This window comes from Streptomyces sp. NBC_00576 (assembly GCF_036345175.1).
Lineage (GTDB): Bacteria > Actinomycetota > Actinomycetes > Streptomycetales > Streptomycetaceae > Streptomyces.
Genome location: NZ_CP107780.1, coordinates 2,213,899 through 2,228,510, shown reverse-complemented (window position 1 = coordinate 2,228,510; position 14,612 = coordinate 2,213,899). Strand labels below are relative to the sequence as shown.

The window sequence follows — 14,612 nt, the reverse complement described above, 5'->3', positions numbered from 1 at the left end:
GGATTGGAGATGCATCGCAATGAGCCGCGAAAACCCCCACAAGCACTCCTACGCCCACCAAGTTCACGACAACCAGCCCAAGTTGAGCCGCCGCGGACTGCTGAGGTCCGCCGGCGGTCTCACCGCCGCTCTCGCCGTGGGCGCGTCAGCCGCCGCGCTCACGGCCCCCGCCGCGGAGGCCGCGCCCGCGACCTTCACCCACCCCGGCATGCTCCACGCGTACGGCGAACTCAACCGCGCCAAGGTACGGGTCGCCGCCGGCGACGACCCCTGGCTCTCCGGCTGGAACCGCCTCACCGCCAACTCCCACTCGGCGTCGACCTGGACGGCCCGGCCCCAGGCCACGATCGTCCGGGGCGGCACCGGCGAGAACTACAACCTCCTCTACAACGACATCCACGCCGCGTACCAGAACGCCCTGCGCTGGAAGATCGCGGGCACCACGGCCAACGGCGACAGGGCGGTCGCCATCCTCAACGCCTGGTCGTCGACCCTCACCAACGTCACCGGCAACGCCGACCGCTTCCTGGCCGCCGGGATCTACGGCTACCAGTTCGCCAACGCCGCCGAACTCATGCGCGGCTACAGCGGGTTCGACCTCGGCCGGTTCAAGACGATGATGCTCGACGTCTTCTACCCGCTCAACAACCAGTTCCTCACCGGCCACAACGACGCCTGCATCACCAACTACTGGTCCAACTGGGACCTCTGCAACATGAACTCGATCCTCGCGATCGGGATCCTGTGCGACGACGCGGCCAAGTACGACCAGGCGGTCAACTACTTCAAGACGGGCGCCGGAAACGGCTCCCTCGCCCATGCCGTCCCCTACCTCTACACCGACTCCGCCGGCTACGCCCTCGGCCAGTGGCAGGAGTCGGGACGCGACCAGGGGCACACCATGATGGGCATGGGCCAGATGGGTGCCTTCTGCGAGATGGCCTGGTCCCAGGGCGACGACCTGTACGGCTACGACAGCAACCGGTTCATGAAGGCTGCCCAGTACGTCGCCAAGTACAACCTGGGCAACGACGTCCCGTTCACCACCTACACCTGGGGCACCGGCCAGAACTGTTCCCAGTCGTCACAGACCGTGATCTCCTCCGTGAACAGGGGCCAGGTCCGCCCGGTCTGGGACATCCTCTACTACCACTACGCCAAGCGGCGCGGCCTGTCCGTGCCGTACATCCAGGCGATGGCCGAGAGCATCCGCCCCGAGGGCGGGGGAGGTGACTACGGCACGACGAGCGGCGGCTTCGACCAGCTCGGTTTCGGGACGGTGATGTACGCCAAATAGCTCCACCTCGGCCCCTTCCGCGGGAATACCGGCAGGTCATGTGTTGCTCTGATCTGAACGGTTCACGCGCGGCGGCGAGGGGCTGGTGGGCAGATGACGGCAGAACTGGCGGAGCCCGTGGTCAGGACGCCCTACGGGGACGTCCGTGGCAGATACGAGGTACGCGAAGGGCACGGGGGCGACCGGATCGCCGTGTTCCGTGGCATCCCGTACGCCGCACCGCCCTTCGGCCCCCGCCGGTTCCGGCCGCCCGTGCCGCCCACCCCCTGGGACGGGGTGCGCGACGCGGGCGGCTTCGGTCCCACCGCGCCGAAACCGCCGTACTCCGAGGCCTTCGCCCGGCTGCTGTCGGACCCGGTGGTGCCCGGCGACGACTGTCTCAACCTCAATGTGTGGACACCTCAGCCCGCTCGTGGCGCCCGGCTCCCGGTCATGGTGTGGATCCACGGCGGCGCCCTGACCCGTGGCTCATCGGCTGTCCCCGTCTACGACGGCCACGCCTTCGCCCGCGACGGTGTGGTCCTCGTCTCGGTCAACTACCGTCTGGGCGTGGAGGGTTACGGCCTCTTCCCGGACGCACCCCCGAACCCCGGCCTGCGTGACCAGCTCGCCGCGCTGGAGTGGGTACGGGCGTCGATCGCGGCCTTCGGCGGCGACCCCGACCGCGTCACCGTCTTCGGCCAGTCGGCCGGTGCGATCAGCATCGGCGCGCTGCTCGCCTCCCCACGGGCACAGGGGCTCTTCCGGCGGGCGGTGCTGCAGAGCGGTCCGCCCGAGGCGAGCGACCGCGAGAAGGTACGGCGGATGGTGCGCCGGATGGCGACCCGGCTGAAGATCCCGGCGACCGCCGAGGCCTTCGCTGCCGTCGACCGGGAGTTGCTGCTGCGTACCCAGGGCGAGGTGGGGCGGCTGAGCAGTCCGGTGCTCGGCGGGCCCGCCTTCGGCATCGTCGTCGACGGCGACCTCGTACCCCGCGACCCCCTGGAGGCACTGGTCGACGGGGTCGCCGCCGACGTCGACCTGCTGCTGGGCTGGACCCGGGACGAGTACCGGCTGTGGCTGGTGCCGGGCGGGCTCGTGGAGCGCGTCGACCGGCTCGGTACGGTCGCCCTGGCCGGCGCGATGGCCCGCTGCCACTGCGGCCCCGAGGTCCCGCGCGGCTACCGCACGCTGCATCCCGGCGCCGGTACGGCCGACCTCGTCGGCCAGCTGGTCACCGACCACCTGCTCCGCGTACCGCTGCACCGGCTCGCGGACACACGAGGCGACGGCAGCGAGGGCAGCGAGGGCAGCGCGGGCGGCGAGGGTGGACGGGCACATGTGTACGAATTCGCCTGGCCGTCCACCCATCCCGGTCTGGGCGCCTGCCACGCCATCGAACTGGGATTCGTGTTCGACACCCATCACGCCCCCGAATCCGCCAAGCTCGCGGGCGAGGGCGCCCCGCAGGACCTCGCCGAGGCCATGCACACCGCGTGGGTACGCTTCGCCGTCGACGGTGACCCGGGCTGGCAGCCCTGGGACGCCTCGCACCCCGTGCGGATCTTCGGCGACGGCGACCCGCACACCGTAGAGGGCCCACGGGACCGCGAACTGGCCCTGTGGGCCGCCGACCGGACCGCCGAGACCCCGGCGACTCCGGACTCCGCGCCGGGGTCGGCTGCCCGGCCCCGGTTGCCCGTACGGGGCGCGGAAACGCTGTCCGCCGTACGGCGTCTCCGTCGCCCGGGTGGGATCCCCCGACGCTGATCACCGCCACCTGGTGAGATGCGGCCAGGTGGCAGATCTGTCACTCGCGGCGGCAAACGGCCAGTTCACACCGGTGAACGACCGATTCCGGGGTGGCGCAACACTGCCGCAACACCACGGAGGGCGGCCCACGGTTATGGTCCGGGGGACACGAACCCCCGCCCCGCTGGGAGCCCCGATGCCCGCCGACCGCATTCGCGAACACACCGCGCCCGTCGCGGCCGCGCGACGCCGCCGGCTGCGCGCGGACCGGGCCCGGCAACTCGCCGACCTGTTGCGTCACCAGCTCCTGACGGAGGGCTTCCCCGACGGCGTACTCCCGCACGAGGACGCCATCGGCGCCGACTACGGAGCGTCCCGCAACACGGTCCGCCAGGCCCTTGACCTGCTCCGAACCGAACAACTGGTCGAACGGCTGCCCGGCGTTGGAACGGTCGTCACCTGTCAGAAGTACCCGCACGGCCTGGACCGGCTGATGGGACTCGCCGAGACCCTGCACGAGCACGGCCACGTCACCAACGAGGTCCGCACCATGAGCCCGGTCCCCGCACCCGGGCCGGTCGCCGCCCGCCTCGGACTGCAGCCGCGCGCCGAGGTCCTGTACGTGGAGCGGCTGCGCCGCCTGGGCGGGGTGCCGCTGTCGCTGGACCTCACCTACATCCCGATGGACATCGGCGTCGAACTCCTCGGCGCCGATCTGGAGAACACCGACGTCTTCCGGCTGCTGGAGCAGATCACCGGCCGGCGCCTGGGCACCGCCGAGATCACCCTGGAGGCCGTCACCGCCGACGCGCACTCCGCCGCCGTCCTGGAGGCTCCGCGCGGAGCGGCCGTACTGATGCTGGAGCGGCTCACCTGTCTGTCCGACGGGCGGCCCGTGGACCTGGAGTTCATCCGCTTCCGGGGTGACCGGATCACTATGCGCGGGCTGCTCCACCGGTCCGCCTGACACGCCCCTGCTCCTCCCGCTCTTCCTTTCTCACACCCCTCGCCAGCCGATTCCCGGAGACAGCCATGCCTCTCGTCCCCCAGCGTGCCGACGTGCCCGTCACGATCGACGGGTCCAAGTGCATCGACGGCTGCACCCTCTGCGTCGACATGTGCCCGCTGGACTCCCTCGCCATCGACCCGGACACCAGCAAGGCGTACATGCACGTCGACGAGTGCTGGTACTGCGGCCCGTGCGCCGCCCGCTGCCCCACCGGCGCGGTCACCGTCAACATGCCCTACCTCCTCCGGTGAAAGGTTCCTCCCGCATGGCTTCCGTGGCCCGCACCCAGGCACGCGCGACAGTCCGGTCCCGCAGAATCGCTCCGGCCGTCCTCGCCGCCGCCCTGCTCCTCCCGCTCACCGCCTGTGGCGGCTCCGCCGACGCGAGCGACAGCAAGTCGGTCACCGTGACCGTCGGCTACCAGTCCAAGACCATCAACACCGTCACCGCCGGGACCCTCCTGCGCTCCCTCGGCTACTTCGAGAGCGCCCTGAAGGCCCAGGGCGCCCGCGACGGCATCACCTACAAGGTGGAGTGGCAGGACTACGCCACCGGCGCCCCGATCACCGCCGCGATGGTCGCCGGGAAGGTCGACATCGGCTCCATGGGCGACTTCCCGCTGCTCATCAACGCCTCCCGGGGCAAGCAGCTGGGCGCCCCGACCCGACTGGTCTCCGTCACCGGCTACAACGCGCGCGGTGCCCTCAACACCGTGGTCACCGCCCCGGACTCCGACCTGAAGTCACTGGCCGACCTGCGCGGCAAGAAGGTGTCGACGAGCGTCGGATCGGCCGCCGACGGCACCCTCGTCCGCGCCCTGGAGCAGGCGGGGCTCGACCCCGACAAGGACATCGGCAAGCTCAACCAGCAGCCCGCGGTGGGCGCTTCGGCGCTGGAGGCGGGCAGTGTCGACGCGCTCTCGCAGTTCGTGGCCTGGCCCGGCCTGCTGGCCTTCCAGGGCAAGGCGAAGGCCCTGTACGACGGCGGCTCGCTCGGCCTGCCCACCCTGCACGGCGTCACCGTGCGCGACGCCTTCGCCGACCGGCGCCCGGCGGTCGTCGAGGCCTTCCTCGCCGCCCAGATCAAGGCCACCGCGTATCTCGACGCCCACCCGGTCACCGCCGCCGAGAAGGTCGCCGAGGTCACCGGCCTGCCCGCCGAGGTCGTCTACCTCTACAACGGCAAGGGCGGCATCGCCACCTTCGACCCCACCCTCAAGCCGCAGTTGGTCGCCGCCCTGAAGAAGGACGTCCCGCTGCTGGTCTCCGCCAAGCTCGCCGGCCCGGTGAACGTCTCCGACTTCGTCGACGACAGCTACCTCAAGAAGGCCTACGCAAACGGAGAAGGAGAGGGAGCCGGGACCGGCGGCGGAACCGGGACCGGATACGCCAAGGCCGTCGCCGCCACGGCCCCCGCCTCCCGGCCCGAAGTCTGGCTCAAGGGCGCGTCCACCACCAGCACCTACGCCGACCCGGCCGCCCTGCTGCGCTACGTCGCCGCGCACAGCACCGCCGTACGGGCCGCGTACGTCCCTGACGCCACCACCGGCACCCGCTGGTTCGCCGACAAGTCGGTCTGGGCCCAGGACGGCACCGACCTGGAGCCCTTCGTCACCGAGGCCGCCGCCGACGCGTGGACCGCCGCCCACCCCGGAGCACGGATCGTCAGCTACGCCACGGCACTGCGGCAGGCGGCAGCCAAATGACCGCCCCCTCCGCCGCTGCCTCCTCCTTTTCCCCGTGTACCCGCTACGCGCTGCGCGCGGCCTCGCTGCTGGCCGCGCTCGGCATCTGGCAGCTGCTCACCAGCCGGCACGTCAATCTGTGGCTGCGGTTCGCCCAGTTCCCCACCGCCACCCAGGTCGCCCGCGAGTTCGGGCACCGCCTCGGCACGGCCGTCTACTGGCAGGACCTCACGGACAGCCTGACCCGCATCCTCACCGGCTTCGCGCTCGCCGCGGTGGCCGGGATCGCGGTCGGCACCGCCATCGCCCGCTCCCGGATCGCCGCCGACCTGCTCGGCCCGCTCCTCGAAGTCCTGCGCCCCATCCCGGCGATCGCCCTCGTACCGGTGGCGATCCTGCTCTTCCCCACCAACGAGCAGGGCATCGTCTTCATCACCTTCACCGCCGCCTTCTTCCCGGTCCTGGTCTCCACCCGGCACGCCGTCCGGGCCCTGGCCCCGGTCTGGGAGGAGGCCGTCCTCACCATGGGCGGCGGCCGGCTGCGCATCCTCGCCTCCGTCGTCCTGCCCGGCGCACTGCCCGGCATCCTGGGCGGGCTCTCGGTGGGCATCGGCGTGTCCTGGATCTGTGTCATCTCCGCCGAGATGATCTCCGGCCAGTACGGCGTCGGCTACCGCACCTGGCAGGACTACACCATCGTCAACTATCCCGGCGTCCTCGTCGGCATGGCCACCATCGGCCTCCTCGGCTGGCTCACCTCCACCGCCGTCGAGGTCGCCGGACGCCGCGTCACCCGCTGGCTACCGCGCCCCGCCGCCGAACGGGCGGTGCCCGTGCGGGTCCGCCGGCCGGCCGCCACCCCGCAAGCGTCCGGGAGGGCGGCCTCATGACGACCCAGGTCAGCACGTCGACGGTGGAGACCGAGGCCCCCAAGGGCGTACGGCTGCGGCTGTCGGACGCGACCATCGGGCGCCCGGGACTGCCGGTGCTCAGCGGCCTCGACCTCGACATCGCCCCCGGCGAACTCCTCACCGTCGTGGGCCCGTCCGGCTGCGGGAAGTCGACGCTGCTGCGGACCCTGGCCGGGCTGCTGCCCGCGCTCGACGGACACGTCAGCCAGGACGACCGGCCGATCACCCGGCCGGAGGCCGACCGGGCACTGGTCTTCCAGGAAGACGGCCTGCTGCCCTGGCGCAACGCCCGCCGCAACGTCGAACTCCCGCTCGCCATACGGGGGTTGCCGCGCGCCGAACGCCGAGCCCAGGCAACGGAGTGGCTGACCCAGGTCGGCCTGGCCGGCCGGGAGGAGCAGCTACCGCACCGTATGTCCGGCGGCCAGCGCCAGCGCGTACAGCTGGCCCGCGCCCTGGCCGGCCGCCCGCGCGCCGTGCTGATGGACGAACCGTTCGGGGCGCTGGACGCGCAGACCCGGGCCGGGATGCAGAACCTGCTGGTCGACGTCCTGAACGGGACCCGCGCGACGGTCGTCTTCGTCACCCACGACGTCGACGAGGCGGTGTTCCTCGGCGACCGCGTCGCCCTCCTCGGCACCGGCCAGGTACTGGACGTCCCTCGGCCGCGCGAGCGCACGGCCCACGGCGAGCCCACGACGGTCGCCCTGCGCCGCGAGATCCTCGCTTCCCTCGGCACCGCTTCCCACGGCATTTGAGAGGCACCACCCCCATGGACCGCACCGAGATCCCCGCCCTCCACGACGCCGACGAGCTGACCTGCGACGTCCTGGTCATCGGCGGCGGCACCGCCGGCACCATGGCCGCGCTGACCGCCGCAGAGCACGGCGCGAACGTCCTGCTCCTGGAGAAGGCCCACGTCCGCCACTCCGGCGCCCTCGCCATGGGCATGGACGGCGTCAACAACGCCGTCGTCCCCGGCCGGGCCGAACCCGACGACTACGTCGCCGAGATCACCCGCGCCAACGACGGCATCGTCAACCAGGCCACCGTCCGCCAGACCGCCACCCGCGGCTTCGCGATGGTGCAGCGCCTGGAGTCCTACGGCGTGAAGTTCGAGAAGGACGAGCACGGCGAGTACGCGGTCCGCCAGGTCCACCGCTCCGGCTCCTATGTGCTGCCGATGCCCGAGGGCAAGGACGTCAAGAAGGTCCTCTACCGGCAACTCCGCCGCCGCGAGATGCGCGAACGCATCCGCATCGAGAACCGAGTGATGCCGGTCCGGGTCCTCACCGCCGGCGGCAGAGCGGTCGGCGCCGCCGGTTTCGACACCCGCACCGGACGGTTCGTCACCGTAAGGGCGGGGGCGGTGATCCTGGCGACCGGCGCCTGCGGCCGCCTCGGCCTGCCCGCCTCCGGCTATCTGTACGGCACATACGAGAACCCCACCAACGCGGGCGACGGCTACGCGATGGCGTACCACGCGGGCGCCGAACTCAGCGGCATCGAGTGCTTCCAGATCAACCCCCTGATCAAGGACTACAACGGCCCGGCCTGCGCCTACGTCGCCAACCCCTTCGGCGGCTACCAGGTCAACCGGCACGGCGAACGCTTCGTCGACTCCGACTACTGGTCGGGCCAGATGATGGCCGAGTTCGCGGCGGAGGTGGCGAGCGAACGGGGCCCCGTCTACCTCAAGCTCAGCCACCTCCCGGAGGAGTCCGTAACCGCTCTGGAAGACATCCTGCACTCCACGGAACGGCCGACCCGCGGCACCTTCCACGCCAACCGCGGCCACGACTACCGCACCCACGACATCGAGATGCACATCTCCGAAATCGGCCTGTGCGGCGGCCACTCGGCGTCCGGAGTCTGGGTCGACGAGCACGCCCGCACCACCGTCCCCGGCCTGTACGCGGCCGGCGACCTGGCCTGCGTCCCGCACAACTACATGATCGGCGCCTTCGTCTTCGGCGACCTCGCGGGCGCCGACGCGGCCACCGAACACCGCGCCTACGAAGGCGAGTTGCCGCCCGACCAGCTTCGCGAGGCGCACGAGCTGATCTACCGTCCGCTGCGCAACCCCGACGGGCCCCCGCAACCGCAGGTCGAGTACAAGCTGCGCCGCTTCGTCAACGACTACGTCGCCCCGCCCAAGAGCGGCGCCCGACTCTCCCTGGCCGTCGAGGCGTTCGAGCGGATGCGCGACGAGATCGCCGGCATGGGCGGCCAGACCCCGCACGAGTTGATGCGCTGCGCCGAGGTCGACTTCATCCGGGACTGCGCAGAGTTGGCCGCCCGGTCGTCACTGGCGCGTACGGAGAGCCGCTGGGGCCTCTACCACGAGCGCACCGACATTCCGCAGCGCGACGACACGGACTGGCTGGTGCACCTCAACGTCCGTAAGGCGGCGGACGGTTCGATGGAGTTCCTGACCCGACCGGTGGCGCCCTACCTGGTCCCGGTCGAGGGATTCGACCCGACGGGCGGCGCCGTGAACGTCCTCGGCGAGGTCCACCCCGAACAGGTCGCCACCGCCGGCCCGCGCGAGGTCGCCCCGGTCGGCTCCGGCACAGTGAAGACCCGCACGGTCCTGCCCACGGCGACTGCGCCCTCCCCGCGCATCCTCGAACTCCTCGCCCTGGCCGAGGACCAGCCCGGCCTGCTGGAACTGCGCCCCTACCTCACCGACCCCGACCCGGCCGTACGCCGCACCGCCGTCGCCACGCTCACCGAAACCACCCCCGACGGCACCGGCCCGGCCCTGGCCACCGCACTCGGCGACCCGGACCCGGGCGTACGCGAGGCAGCGGCGGCCTCCCTGCGCGAACTGGTCGAGGTACTGCCGCCCGAGGACGCGCTGCGCGACGCCCTGATCGCCGCACTGGCCCTGGACGACCCCGGCCGGGAGGGCGTACGGGCCGCCGCGCTCGACGTTCTGCGCGCCCTGCGCCTGGGCTCCGCCGCCCTGTACGCCCGCACCCTCGCCGACCCCGACCTCGGGGTGCGCATCCAGACGGTCCGGGCCCTGGTGTCGGTGGACGCGGTCCCCGAACTGGCCCGCGCCGCCGCCGACGCCTCCCGCGAGGTACGGGTCGCCGCCGCCCAGGGCCTTGGCACCGTCGGCACCCCGGACGACCTCAAGGCCCTCCTCGCCGACACGGACGCCCTGGTCAGGGCCGCCGCGCTCACCGGCCTCGCGACCACCGGCTGCCCACCGCCCCTGGACATGGCGGCTGCCGCCGCGCTGACCGACCCCGCCTGGCAGGTCCGTTCGGGCGCGGCGACGGCACTGGGTGCCGCCGCACCGGGCGTGGCGATTCCCGCCCTGACGGAGGCGCTGTCCGACACGTTCGCCGACGTCCGCAAGGCGGCCGTCCGGGCGCTGCGCCGCCATGACGGGCGGCCGGGGGTCACCGATGCCCTTGCCTCGGTGGCGGGGGACGCGGACGCGGATGTGCGGGCCTACGCCCGGCTGTGACAAGGGCGGCAGTGGTTCAGCGGTGAGCCGTCGCCACCGGCGCCAACGAGTTCCGTACGACGACATGTGTGCCCAGCAGCAGATGCTCGTCCGGGTCTTCCGGCGTACGGCCGAGGGCGGTGCGGACTGCGAGGCGGCCCAGTTCCTCGTACGGGACGTGGACCGTGGTGAGCGCCGGGTGCAGGTCGCGGGCGAACGGGATGTCGTCGTACCCGGCGAGTGAGACATCGCCGGGTACGGACAGGCCGGCCTCGTGGAGGGCGGTCAGCGCACCGGCGGCGACCATGTCGGTGGCGGCCATCACGGCCGTGAACTCCAGCCCCTGGGACAGAGCTTGGCGCACCAGACGGTGGCCCGAGTCCCGGGTGAAGTCGCCGTGCAGAAGCAGCGCCGGGTCCGGCGCCAGGCCGCGTGCACGGTGGGCGGCGGTGTAGCCGCGTTCGCGGCCCTGGGCGGTGGTGTGATCGGGGCGACCGCCGAGGAAGAGGACGCGCTGATGGCCCTGGGCGAGGACGTGCGCGCACAGGGCGTAGGCGCCGCCCTCGTTGTCGTACTCGATGACCGTGACCGGCGTACCGGGATCCAGCGGAGGCCGCCCGCACAGCACCAGGCGGGAGCCGACGGAGGCCAGGGAATCGGCGATGCGGGCCGTGCGGGCGCGGTACTCGGGGGTGTCGGCGGTGCCGCCGACCAGGATCACGGCGGCGGCACGCTGGGCGCGCATCATCTCGACGAACTCCAGCTCGTGCCCGGCGTCGCCGTCCGTGCTGCACACCAGGCAGAGATGGCCCAGCCGGGCCGCCTCGCGCTCCACGCCGTGCGCCATCAGCGCGAAGGAGGGGCCGGTGATGTCGTCGAGCACGAAAGCGAGCGTGGGCGTCCCGACACCGGCGACCGCCTTGGCACGCGCGTCGGCGACGTAGTCCAGCTCACGGACGGCCCGCATGACGCTGGTGCGGGTCGCGGCGCTCACCGGGTAGTCGCCGCCGAGCACCCGGGACACGGTGGACGCGGACACCCCCGCCCGGGCCGCCACGTCGCGGATGGTGCTGCGCGTCGGGCTGTCCCCGGTGCTGCTCTTCCTCGTCATGCTGGGTGCCGCCCCTCTCGTGGGAGGTACGGCAGCAACACGTCAGCAACCGGTTCCCGTCCGGAGGCTAACAGCGGACGCGAACGGACGGGAGCCGCAGAACGCGGGCCCCGAAGCCGAAACTTTCACTACAGCGCGTACGCGGTCACCGCAACGTGTCGGCGATCGCCGTGATCGCCTGCGGACCCACCCGGCAGCACCCGCCGATCAACCGCGCCCCCGCGTCCCGCCAGCCCGTCACCTGACCGGCGGCGAAGGTCGAACTGCCGCGCCAGGCACGGGCGTCGGCGTCCCAGACCTCACCGCTGTTCGGATAGACCACGACCGGCTTCCCGGTCACCCGAGCCGCCAGCTCCACCGCGCCGTCCACATCCTCGGGCACACAGCAGTTCACGCCGACCGCGACGACCTCGTCCGCCTCGCCGGCCAACGCGAACGCCTCCGCCAACGGCTGCCCGGCCCGCGTCTTCTCCCCGGCCACGCTGTACGACAGCCACACCGGCACCCCGAGCCCACGCACCGCGCGCAGCAGGGCCTCGGCCTCGTCGGCGTCCGGAACCGTCTCCAGGGCCAGCACATCGGGCCCGGCGGCGGCCAGCACCTCCACCCGCGGCCGGTGGAAACGCTCCAACTCGGCCACGCTCAGCCCGTACCGCCCCCGGTACTCGGACCCGTCCGCGAGCATCGCCCCGTACGGCCCGACGGACGCCGCCACCCACAACGGCCGCTCCGTTTCCGCCCGGCGCGCGGCCTCGCGGGCCAACTCCACGCTGAGCCCGAGCAACTCGGCGGCACGCTCCCGGCCGACGCCACGCTTGGCGAACCCCTCGAAGGTGGCCTGGTAGCTGGAGGTGATCGCGACGTCCGCGCCCGCCTCGTAGTAGGCGAGGTGCGCGTCGACGATCGCCTCGGGCTGCTCGACGAGCAGCCGAGCCGACCACAACTCGTCGCTCAGATCGTGCCCGGCGGACCCCAGTTGGTTGGACATGCCACCGTCGAGGACGAGGGGCGCGCCCGAGGCCAGGGCGGCGGAGAAGGAGTCGGCAGAGGAGGCGCGGGAGGCTTCGCTGGTCTCGCTGGTCATGCCTCGACGCTAGTCGACGGCGGACCCGACGGCCGTATGTGTCCAGCACATGAACAGATGGCCCACAATGTGGGATGGCGAGTTACGATCGCGCCCTCCCCACGCTTTCTCGCTCTTTCCCGCTTTTTCTCGCAGGTTTTGCCGCACCCTTCCCCGTCCGTCCCCGTCGACCGGAAGTGTCATGACTGCCCCCAGCACCACCGAGGCCGACGAGCCGGAGCTGAATCCCACCGCGCCGGCCGCTTCGAACGACCCCTCGCCCCGCCGCCGCACCTTCGGCCTGGCCGCCGCCACCGCGCTCGTCATGGGCAACATCATCGGCGGCGGCATCTTCGTCCTGCCCGCCACGGTCGCCCCGTACGGCTCGATCAGCCTGCTCGCCTTCCTGGTCCTGTCGATAGGCGCGGTACTGCTCGCCCTGCTCTTCGGCAAACTGGCCCGCCGCAGCCCTGTCACCGGCGGCCTGTACGTGTACCCGCGCGACGCGTTCGGCCCCTTCGCGGGCTTCCTGTCGGCGTGGTCGTACTGGACGATGACCTGGGTCAGCATCGCCGCCCTGGCGGTGGCGGTGGTCGGCTACGTCGACGTACTGATCCCCCTGAACGACAACCACGCCCTGGGAGCGCTGGTCGCGATACTGGCGCTCTGGCTGCCGGCCGCCGCGAACTTCGCGGGCACCCGGTGGGTGGGCGGCGTACAGATCGTGTCGACGATCCTGAAGTTCGTACCGCTGCTGGTGGTCGCCACGGTCGGCCTGTTCTTCATCGACACCGACAACTTCGGCGCCTTCAACGCGTCGGGCGACAGCGTCCCCGGCGCCCTGGCCGCCTCCGCCGCGCTGCTCCTCTACAGCTTCCTCGGCGTCGAGTCGGCGGCTGTCAGCGCGGGCGAGGTCGAGGACCCCGAGCGCAACGTGGGCCGTGCGAGCGTCCTGGGCACGCTCGGCTCGGCCCTCGTCTACATCCTCGGCATCGTCGCCGTCTTCGGCCTGGTCCCGCACGACAAGCTGGTGAACTCCGGCGCCCCCTTCGCCGACGCGGTGAACGCGATCACCGGCGGCAGCTGGGGCGGCACGGCCATCGCGCTGGTGGCTGTGGCGTCGATCGTCGGCTGCCTGAACGGCTGGATTCTCCTGGCCGCGCAGATGCCGTACGCGGCGGCCCGGGACGGTCTCTTCCCGGCACCGTTCGCGAAGGTCGGCAAGGGCGGGGTGCCCGGCTTCGGCGTCTGGGCCTGCGCGGTCCTCGGCACGATCCTTATCGCGTTCAACTACACGGCGGGCCCGGACACCACGTTCCGCGTCCTCGTCCTGATCACGACGTTCACGGGCTGCGTCCCGTACCTCCTCTCGGCGGCGGCCCAGCTGTACTGGCTGGCCAAGGGCACGCGCGACGCCGTCCGCCCGGCCGGCCTGATCCGCGACCTGATCGTCGCCGCCCTCTCCTTCGCCTTCTCCTTCTGGCTGATCGCGGGCGCGGGGTACGCGGCGGTGTATCAGGGGGTGCTGTTCCTGTTCGCGGGGATTCCGGTGTACGTGTGGATGCGGGGGCGGCAGGTGACGGAGGAGGCGGAGGAGGCGGTCGGCGCTGAGGAAGCGCCGGGAATCAAGGCCCTGTGACCCCACCCGCTCGCTTCACCCGCTCCGCACCTCGGAGAAGACGACCTCGAACTCCTCCAGCCCGGTCACGGTGACATGGGCCTTGGCGGCGCCCTCATGCCGGGCTGCCGCCTGGCCTGCGCGGGACGCGGCAAGGGAGTCACGGTCGGTGAACACGGTGGCGACCAGCCCGCGTCCCCGGTCCCGGTCGATGAGCAGGGACGCCCTGGCCAGTCCCTGGAGCGTTTCCAGCTTGGGGATCACCGTCGCCCGGAATGTCTCGGCGAACAGATCCGCGTCCGAGGGGTCGAACTCCACCCTGGTGATCCGCAGTCCCGCTCCCGCCTTCGGCTGTCGGACCGGGTGGAAGACCACCGCTTCGTAATTGTCGATCGTTGTCGTTGCCGCGAACCGCTCCAGGAGTGCCGCCCGCCGCTCGCGCAACACCTCGTCGCTGTTCCTCCGGTCCTCCTCCGTCTCCCACCAACTGGCCGCCAGCAGCTTTCCGAGTTCGCGGTCCACGAAGATCCCGAAACCGCGGAATCCTGGCTGCTGCGCGATCAATTCCCTGCCATTGGTGTTGAGCCCCTCGATGGCCGTGTCGATGTTTGCCGGATCACCGGTCGCGTACATCGCGCGTACGAACATGACGCCTCCCTGAAGCCGCGCGTACATCCGAAAGCTTCTGACAGGGCCAGTCTTCTACCAGGGTCGAACCGGGGCAAACG

At 71.8% G+C, this 14,612-nt stretch carries 12 protein-coding genes; 9 read left to right on the top strand and 3 right to left on the bottom strand.

The window, feature by feature from the left end; all coding sequences use genetic code 11:
- Positions 1–19 precede the first annotated feature (19 nt).
- From OG734_RS09415 to OG734_RS09380, 8 genes are all read left to right on the top strand, one after another.
- Positions 20–1,297 (top strand): alginate lyase family protein, encoded by a 1,278-nt coding sequence (locus tag OG734_RS09415; RefSeq protein WP_330287027.1) that lies wholly within the window; start codon positions 20–22, stop codon positions 1,295–1,297.
- A gap of 93 nt (positions 1,298–1,390) precedes the next feature.
- Positions 1,391–3,046, top strand: a complete 1,656-nt coding sequence (locus OG734_RS09410; protein ID WP_330287026.1) for a carboxylesterase/lipase family protein — start codon at positions 1,391–1,393, stop codon at positions 3,044–3,046.
- A gap of 178 nt (positions 3,047–3,224) precedes the next feature.
- Positions 3,225–3,995: a GntR family transcriptional regulator gene (locus OG734_RS09405; RefSeq protein WP_330287025.1), complete on the top strand. Its 771-nt coding sequence runs from the start codon at positions 3,225–3,227 to the stop codon at positions 3,993–3,995.
- A 65-nt stretch (positions 3,996–4,060) separates the two neighbouring features.
- Positions 4,061–4,288, top strand: coding sequence for a 4Fe-4S dicluster domain-containing protein (locus OG734_RS09400; RefSeq protein WP_330287024.1), 228 nt, complete (start codon positions 4,061–4,063; stop codon positions 4,286–4,288).
- Between the two features lie 14 nt (positions 4,289–4,302).
- A complete protein-coding gene (locus tag OG734_RS09395; RefSeq protein WP_330287023.1) occupies positions 4,303–5,742 on the top strand; it encodes an ABC transporter substrate-binding protein in 1,440 nt (479 codons plus the stop codon).
- Complete coding sequence (locus tag OG734_RS09390; protein WP_330287022.1) at positions 5,739–6,611, top strand: ABC transporter permease; 873 nt, start codon at positions 5,739–5,741, stop codon at positions 6,609–6,611. Before OG734_RS09395 ends, OG734_RS09390 begins: the two co-directional genes overlap by 4 nt.
- Complete coding sequence (locus OG734_RS09385; RefSeq protein ID WP_330287021.1) at positions 6,608–7,390, top strand: ABC transporter ATP-binding protein; 783 nt, start codon at positions 6,608–6,610, stop codon at positions 7,388–7,390. The genes OG734_RS09390 and OG734_RS09385 overlap by 4 nt, the downstream gene beginning before the upstream one ends.
- A 14-nt stretch (positions 7,391–7,404) precedes the next feature.
- Positions 7,405–10,113 (top strand): fumarate reductase/succinate dehydrogenase flavoprotein subunit, encoded by a 2,709-nt coding sequence (locus OG734_RS09380; protein ID WP_330287020.1) that lies wholly within the window; start codon positions 7,405–7,407, stop codon positions 10,111–10,113.
- A 16-nt stretch (positions 10,114–10,129) separates the two neighbouring features.
- Here OG734_RS09380 and OG734_RS09375 read toward each other — a convergent pair whose 3' ends face one another.
- Positions 10,130–11,203 (bottom strand): LacI family DNA-binding transcriptional regulator, encoded by a 1,074-nt coding sequence (locus tag OG734_RS09375; protein WP_330287019.1) that lies wholly within the window; start codon positions 11,201–11,203, stop codon positions 10,130–10,132.
- Positions 11,204–11,348: 145 nt separating this feature from the next.
- Positions 11,349–12,287: a homocysteine S-methyltransferase gene (gene mmuM, locus OG734_RS09370; protein WP_330287018.1), complete on the bottom strand. Its 939-nt coding sequence runs from the start codon at positions 12,285–12,287 to the stop codon at positions 11,349–11,351.
- A 181-nt stretch (positions 12,288–12,468) separates the two neighbouring features.
- Here mmuM and OG734_RS09365 point away from each other — a divergent pair, with 181 nt between their 5' ends.
- Entirely contained in the window at positions 12,469–13,905 is a 1,437-nt protein-coding gene (locus OG734_RS09365; protein WP_330287017.1) for an amino acid permease, read from the top strand.
- A gap of 15 nt (positions 13,906–13,920) precedes the next feature.
- Here the strand turns inward: OG734_RS09365 and OG734_RS09360 are convergent, their stop codons facing one another.
- Positions 13,921–14,532 (bottom strand): hypothetical protein, encoded by a 612-nt coding sequence (locus tag OG734_RS09360; protein WP_330287016.1) that lies wholly within the window; start codon positions 14,530–14,532, stop codon positions 13,921–13,923.
- Positions 14,533–14,612 lie beyond the last annotated feature (80 nt).

Excerpts from the sequence above, each read along its gene's own strand:
- OG734_RS09390 (WP_330287022.1), top strand. The coding sequence starts at position 5,739 with ATGACCGCCCCCTCCGCCGCTGCCTCCTCCTTTTCCCCGTGTACCCGC.
- OG734_RS09385 (WP_330287021.1), top strand. The coding sequence starts at position 6,608 with ATGACGACCCAGGTCAGCACGTCGACGGTGGAGACCGAGGCCCCCAAG.
- OG734_RS09380 (WP_330287020.1), top strand. The coding sequence starts at position 7,405 with ATGGACCGCACCGAGATCCCCGCCCTCCACGACGCCGACGAGCTGACC.
- OG734_RS09405 (WP_330287025.1), top strand. The coding sequence starts at position 3,225 with ATGCCCGCCGACCGCATTCGCGAACACACCGCGCCCGTCGCGGCCGCG.
- OG734_RS09415 (WP_330287027.1), top strand. The coding sequence starts at position 20 with ATGAGCCGCGAAAACCCCCACAAGCACTCCTACGCCCACCAAGTTCAC.
- OG734_RS09365 (WP_330287017.1), top strand. The coding sequence starts at position 12,469 with ATGACTGCCCCCAGCACCACCGAGGCCGACGAGCCGGAGCTGAATCCC.
- OG734_RS09400 (WP_330287024.1), top strand. The coding sequence starts at position 4,061 with ATGCCTCTCGTCCCCCAGCGTGCCGACGTGCCCGTCACGATCGACGGG.
- mmuM (WP_330287018.1), bottom strand. The coding sequence starts at position 12,287 with ATGACCAGCGAGACCAGCGAAGCCTCCCGCGCCTCCTCTGCCGACTCC.
- OG734_RS09410 (WP_330287026.1), top strand. The coding sequence starts at position 1,391 with ATGACGGCAGAACTGGCGGAGCCCGTGGTCAGGACGCCCTACGGGGAC.
- OG734_RS09360 (WP_330287016.1), bottom strand. The coding sequence starts at position 14,532 with ATGTTCGTACGCGCGATGTACGCGACCGGTGATCCGGCAAACATCGAC.
- OG734_RS09395 (WP_330287023.1), top strand. The coding sequence starts at position 4,303 with ATGGCTTCCGTGGCCCGCACCCAGGCACGCGCGACAGTCCGGTCCCGC.
- OG734_RS09375 (WP_330287019.1), bottom strand. The coding sequence starts at position 11,203 with ATGACGAGGAAGAGCAGCACCGGGGACAGCCCGACGCGCAGCACCATC.